This is a genomic window from Calditrichota bacterium (assembly GCA_013151735.1).
Taxonomy (GTDB): domain Bacteria; phylum Zhuqueibacterota; class JdFR-76; order JdFR-76; family BMS3Abin05; genus BMS3Abin05.
Genome location: JAADHR010000216.1, coordinates 1 through 6944, shown reverse-complemented (window position 1 = coordinate 6944; position 6944 = coordinate 1). Strand labels below are relative to the sequence as shown.

Here is a 6944-nt window from a genome sequence, read left to right as displayed (position 1 = left end):
GCCATGGACTGCGAAAAAATCCCGGGTTTGTGACGCTGGCGCGCGCCATTGACACCCCCTGGGCGCATCCGGAAGGATTTGCTCCCATCGATGCGGCACCCGTCACCTGGGTTGGAGACCAGGAACACAAATGGCGTTCGTCCCACGCAGAAAATGGCCGAAACGCCAAAAGTGCGGATGAAACCGGAGGCGGCGAGAACGGTATTGAAGAAGCGCTACAGGACATTTTGCACAGTGCCAAACTCGGCTACTGCGTAATTGGCTCCGATGTGGGCGGGTACAGCGGGAGCTTCATTCCTGCGCGCCTGTACATTCGCTGGGCGGAATTTTCCGCCTTTTGCGGCCTTTTCTTAAACGGTGGGCATGGGGAGCGTGCTCTCTGGAAGCGCACACCTCAGGAGCTTGAAATTATTCGGAAATTTTCCTGGTTGCACACCGAATTGGTTCCCTACATGTACCATTATGTGGTATCGGCTCACGCAGGGGGCAGGGTACTGCAAAAGCCGGTCAAAGGAAAATACGAGTACCTGTTTGGCGATTATTTCCTGGTGGCTCCCATTTGGCAGGACACCCTTTCACGGAGCATCACATTCCCGCCAGGCCGGTGGCGGTACTTTTTTAACGATTCCCGGGTATTTGAGGGCGGCCAGAGGGTGACACAGTCATTTCCGCTGGACGAATTCCCTGTATTTGTGAAAGAGGGGGCCATCGTGCCGCTAAACGTTACGCGGGCGTACACGGGGCTGGGAGACGAGACGTCTACCGGATATGTGACCTATTTGATTTATCCCGGCAAAACAAGCCGGTTTACGGTGAACCATCCGGATGGCAGCGGTCAGACAGAGATTTCGGTGCAAAAAGACGAGGGGACTATTTTCATTCGACTTTCGGGCGTGCACAAGCCGCACATTTTGCGGATTTTTGCAGAAACACCCCCGAAGCAGGTTCTTCTGGACGGAATCCCTCTCAGCGAGAATCGTGACTGGCGGTTCGAAAGAGGCAGCCGGAAGGTGATCATTCGTACGGAGAGCTACGAGAAAGGCGTGTACGAAATTCGAGAGTGACATGTGAGTAAGCTCCACAGTTTGAAAAGGGAGTTCCTATTTTATTCGAAATGAAAACAGCAGATCTGTCATTCGGAGTAAAGCGTCAGCGGAACGAGGAATCCCCCGGAGTGGAGAAGGGAGATTCCTCGCTGCGCTCGGAATGACAGGTGTTGTGAACGGGGAGTTCCCTGCTTGTGCTCGGAATGACAGATGGGGTGAGTGTGTTTTAATTGGAATGCCATTTGCGTTTTTCTGTCATTCTGAGGAGCGCCAGCGACGAAGAATCTCCTTGTTAAATGAGGGGATTCCTCATTCGCCTTTGGCGGATTCGGAATGACAGGTGTTTGTTGGAAGGGGGTTCTTATTTTATTCGGAATGAAAATAGCAGATCTGTCATTCCGAGTGAAGCGTCAGCGGAACGAGGAATCCCCCGGAATGGAGAAGGGAGATTCCTCGCTGTGCTCGGAATGACAGGTGTTGTGAACGGGGGGTTCCCTGCTTGCGTTCGGAATGACAGGTGGAGTGAGTGTGTTTTAATTGGAATGCCATTTGCGTTTTTCTGTCATTCTGAGGAGCGTCAGCGACGAAGAATCTCCTTGTTGAATGCGGGGATTCCTCATTCGCCTTTGGCGGATTTGGAATGACGGGGTCCACGAATGACACGAATGGACACAAATTTTTTAGCGTAAAGGGAAATTATAAAACAGGGTTCTGAGTGGAGTCGGCAGTTGAGAATGGCAAAGCCCGATTTGAGACCCGACTAAATTTTAAGGAGGTCACATGTTTCGTTTTAAAAAACACTGGTTGTCTGCAGGAATGTTGATTTTGGCCATTGCCCTGGAAAGCAGCGGCGTTTTTTCAGGTGAATCCACCAAAATCCGCACGCAACCCCTGGAAACACACCCCATTCTTAAGGTCAAAGAATGGCAGGTGCACGACGGGGACCTTTCCGTGAAAAAGGTGTTTTCCCGAAGCAATCGCGGCTGGAAAAACGAAACGCTCAACCACGCGTGGTGGGGTAAGGGACATGTCAAATGGTTCCGGCAAACAGTGAAAATGCCCGAAAATTTCGCAGGCAAAGACATCATTCTAAAGCTCTATTCTGATCCCGTTGGAGCCATTTACGTAAATGGAAAAAAAGCGGGTGTTTCGGCACGAGGATCCGGCCGGTTGGTTCTGGTGAGAAACGCCAGGGCCGGTCAAAAATTTAAGCTGGCTGTTCGGATTGCGTGCAGCGGGTACAATGCCCGGTTTTATCAGGCTGATGTGGTGGCATTCCCGCCCGGATACGGGAATTTGTTGGAAAAATTGCTGCGTGTGGAAGCCCTTCGTCCCGGCAACGGAATGGAAATCACGGGTTTTAAATGGAAATTCATGGGACCGCCCGAAGCTTTCCGCGTCGATTTTGACGATTCTGCCTGGGATTCCGTCCGTTCTCACGATCGTTGGGAGGGGGAGTACAAGTACGCCTGGTACCGCACCACAGTCCGCCTGCCGGCCAAGATTGGCGATTTCCCGGTGACGGGACAAAAGGTGTTTCTGATTGCCAATGGGAACGACGAAGAGGATATTTACGTCAATGGCAAGCTCATGAAACCCCGAACCCTCGATTCCGATCAGGCGCTGCTTACCCCGTCCGGCAAACCGGGTGAGGTTTTCCACGTGGCGGTTAAAGTGACCAATGGCCGGGGGAGTGGAGGACTGCGTTACATGCGCCTCATTACGGAGGCTGAGCAGAAGCTTCAGGGCGTGTTCGAGAAACTGGCCTTTCGGGTGAAGCATCTCGACTGGTATTTTGAGCGTGATCCCCAACCAAAACCGAAATCACTGAAAGAAGCCACTGCGCTTCTAAATCAGGTGTTGAAATCAGACCAATCCTTTGCTGAGAAAATGGCCGTGCTGGAAGCCGGATTGACACCGCTGGAAAACCAGCTGGCCCAACGCCCGACTCTGCTTCTGCAGCCCTACCTGCAGGATTTGCAGAAGGATGGCGTAACCGTTCTGTGGGAAACCGTTTACCCGAGCAAGGGAAAGGTTCAGTTCGGTCAAAAGGGCCGGTTGAACGAAGAGGTTTTTGAGCAGGGGCCGCCGGTCACGCTGCACGCCGTGACGCTGGTAGGGCTAACCCCTAATTCGGATTACAGCTACCGTGTCGTTTCGGGTGATGTGGCCAGTCCCGTTTGGACCGTTCACACCAAAAATCCGGAGGCGACGTCGCTAAAATTCGTCGTGTACGGGGACAACCGCTCCTTCCCGCGTGTGCACGAAAATCTGGTGCGGTTGGTGGCTCAGGAAAAACCCACACTGGTGTTCAATGTGGGAGATGTGGTGAGCAGCGGGCACGTGCTTTCGCAGTGGGTAGACGAATATTTTTATCCTCTTCGCTTTTTCTCCGGTTTTGTTCCCTCGTACATTTCCATCGGGAACCACGAATACGGTGGGTACTGGGATATCCGCCGGGTGCCCCCTTTTGAACGGTACGTGCGCCATCCGCTGACCACAACCGGAAGCACCGAATACTGGTACTCCTTTGACTACGGTAACGCGCATTTCATTGTGTTGGATCCAAACAAGTCCGACGGCCCGCTGGGCAATCGCATTCCACCCGGAAGTCAGCAGTACGAATGGTTTAAAAATGATGTGGAGAAGGCGAAAAAATCAGCGGAATGGATTTTTGTATTTTTTCACGAACCACCCTATTCGGAATGCTGGTCGGGCGGCTACTACGACGGCGAGCCGCACCTTCGCCAGGAAATTGTACCGTTGATTGAGGCGAACCGGGTAGCCATTGTTTTTAGCGGACACACGCATGATTACGAGCGAGGCAAACCGCATCCCCCGTACGATCCCAAAACCGGTACGGGCAACAACGCCGCCTACATTATTACCGGAGGGGGCGGTTCAAATCTGGACAACCACAAGTATCACGAATGGGAGCAAATGGATTTGCCGCGCGTGAAAGCCGACCCGAATTCCAACGAAACGGATGCCGGTAAATACTATGTGTACCACTACTGCGTCGTGGAAATTAATGGTAAGCATCTGTCATTTAAGGCGATTAAGATGAATGGGGACGGCACCCGCGCCGGAGTCCTGGATTCGTTTGAATTAACCCACTAAACAGCGGCCGGGGCAGATTGGCCTCTTATTGGGAACCTTGCGGAGGATTGAATCCTTCGCAAGGCTAAATACCATGACTTGAGGAGAAGAAACACACATGCCATTTGCACAACTTGATCGGACAAAATTGCACATTAAACCCCTTTCAGAGCGAAAAAACAAGGTGGTTATTGAACGGGATGCCATTCCGTTAAATGCGGAATCCCAAAACCACACGCCGGAGTTTGTGCAAACGATTGAAGAAGCGGCTGCAAGGCTGCGACAGGCGCGCGAGAAAGATGCCTCCCGCATGCTGGCCATTGGTGCTCACACCATTAAAAATGGGTTGGGGCCCGTGCTGATTCGCTTAATGGAATCCGGTTGGATTACCCATCTGGCCACCAACGGGGCCGGGATTATTCACGACTGGGAATTTGCCTTTCAGGGGAAAAGCAGTGAGGATGTACGGGCGAATGTGGCCGTGGGGCAGTTTGGCATTTGGGAGGAAACGGGCCGCTACATTAACCTGGCGTTGGTTGTGGGGGCGTTCGAGGGGAAGGGCTACGGCGAATCGGTCGGCAGTATGATTCACCACGAAGGCGTGCACATTCCTTCCGCGGAGGAGATTCGGGAACTGGTTCTTTCCCACACCGGATACCCGTACTGGAAAGCGGCCGCTGCTCTGGATTTGCTGGAAGTGATTGAGACATTCAATTTGCCTTCCGGCTGGTTGGATATTCCCTTTCCGTACAAAAAATACTGTGTGCAGGCCGCGGCGTACCGTCTGGGGATTCCCTTCACGGGCCATCCGATGATTGGTCACGATATCATTTACACCCACCCGATGAACCACGGAGCCGCCGTGGGCCGAACCGCACTACGGGACTTTCTCACGTTTGCCAACTCTGTGAACCGTCTGGAATATGGTGTGTACCTCTCGGTGGGATCCGCCGTCATGTCGCCCATGATTTTTGAGAAGTCCCTTTCGATGGCCCAAAATCTGCATCTTCAGGCGGGAAGCCGCATCGAACACCACTACATGCTGATTGTGGACCTCGCTAAAAACGATTGGGATTGGAGCCGCGGTGAACCCCCACAGGACACGGCGGCGTACTATTTGCGTTACTTGAAAACTTTCAGCCGAATGGGCGGCACGATGCGCTACCTCACCGCAGACAACCGGGATTTTTTTCTGGCATTGCTGCACGAACTGGAAAGATAGGAGGAAATCGGCAAAACGGGTCCGGTTACACCTGGATGTGTTATGAATAACCGGAACGGGCAAAAGACGGCGTGTTTTGCCAAAAGAAAGGATCATTATCAAAAACGCGAAGGGGAATTCCCCTTCGCGTTTTTGCGTTTTCGCAGGATAGTCTTTTATGCCTCGATTGTGCTTCCCAGAACCTGCAGGAATTTTCGCATCCACTCCGGATGAGCCGGCCAGGCCGGAGCGGACACCAAATTGCCATCCACTTCGGCATTGCTGAAGGTTTCATTCACGGGAAGCCAGGTGGCACCGGCATTGACCAAATCCGGGCTGACGGCCGGATAGGAGGTCAGCTTCTTTCCTTTCACACCGCCGGCCGCTGCCAGCACCTGAGGCCCATGGCAGATGACCGCAATGGGTTTGTCGGCATCGATAAAATGCTTCACAACCCGGATCACATTTTCGTCCAATCGAATATACTCCGGTGCGCGACCGCCCGGAATCACCAGCGCATCGTAATCGTCCGCTTTCACCTCTTCAAAAGTTTTGGTAATGGCAAAATTGTGCCCCCGTTTTTCGCTGTACGTTTGATCCCCTTCAAAATCGTGAATCGCTGTTTTCACCGATTCTCCGGCTTTTTTCCCGGGACAAACGGAATCCACGGTGTGTCCCACCATGGTGAGCATCTGGAACGGGACCATGGCCTCGTAATCTTCCACAAAATCCCCCACAATCATCAAGATTTTCTTTGCTGCCATTAGTCGATCCTCCCTGTTTGTTGTGGTGTGAAAAGCTGTGCTTAAAAAACGGTTTGATACTAAATAATAGTCTGAAAGAGGGCTAAATGCAAGGAGAAAAAAGAGGAGCGGCCGAGAGGGGATTCCGATTCAGGAGGGACTAGCATATGCCATCTGGGGAATTTGTGATTTGCATATTAATGCGAAAATTATGTTTAAAAAAGATGACAGTAATGTGTAAAAAAAGTTACACAAAGAAAAAGTGAGATTTTTGCATGAAGCGTAAATGATAAATAATTAATATATTACAATGCAATGCCATTTGGTATAGATATTGCAAATATTAATTCTCGAAGAAAAGAGATGTGTATTTGATTTAGAATCTGACCAATTCTAAGGTCAAATTCATAAAATTGGTAAATTCGGCACATTAACACCTGATATACAGATAAATATCCATTTATTAGACCATATCATGTAATTTATGGGACAGAACGCGAAGTAATATGTCAAGCCTTAAAAAAACTAAAGGCCATTTTTCAATCAAAGTATAAATGCATGTTCTTTTTATCAATACAGATTCAAGAGCTGTTTCTTGTTTTTTTGGGAATGAATTATTCAATTATACACAAAATGGCCCCGAAAATTGGTTGGTTTGAGATATTTGCCAACACAAATAGAGAATAATGGCAGTTTGAGTAGGATGTATTATGGGATATTGATAGAATTTTATATCAGAATGGCTATCGGGGTATTAAACATTGGGAATCGCAAGAGTTCCCCTATTTATATGCAAAGCTCAATGAATTTACTTTTATTCGTATATATAGGCTCAAACTATAATATGAAAAGTCC

4 protein-coding genes are annotated in these 6944 nt (G+C 50.3%); 3 read left to right on the top strand and 1 reads right to left on the bottom strand.

Annotated features, from left to right (window positions below; all coding sequences use genetic code 11):
• Positions 1–29 precede the first annotated feature (29 nt).
• From GXO76_15590 to GXO76_15580, 3 genes are all read left to right on the top strand, one after another.
• Entirely contained in the window at positions 30–1064 is a 1035-nt protein-coding gene (locus GXO76_15590; protein NOY79275.1) for a hypothetical protein, read from the top strand.
• A gap of 762 nt (positions 1065–1826) precedes the next feature.
• Positions 1827–4166 carry a metallophosphoesterase family protein gene (locus tag GXO76_15585; GenBank protein NOY79274.1) on the top strand — a complete coding sequence of 780 codons (2340 nt, stop codon included), beginning with the start codon at positions 1827–1829 and terminating at the stop codon, positions 4164–4166.
• Positions 4167–4263: 97 nt separating this feature from the next.
• Positions 4264–5367, top strand: coding sequence for a hypothetical protein (locus GXO76_15580; GenBank protein NOY79273.1), 1104 nt, complete (start codon positions 4264–4266; stop codon positions 5365–5367).
• Between the two features lie 155 nt (positions 5368–5522).
• Here GXO76_15580 and GXO76_15575 read toward each other — a convergent pair whose 3' ends face one another.
• Positions 5523–6110: a DJ-1/PfpI family protein gene (locus GXO76_15575; GenBank protein ID NOY79272.1), complete on the bottom strand. Its 588-nt coding sequence runs from the start codon at positions 6108–6110 to the stop codon at positions 5523–5525.
• Between the last annotated feature and the right edge of the window lie 834 nt (positions 6111–6944).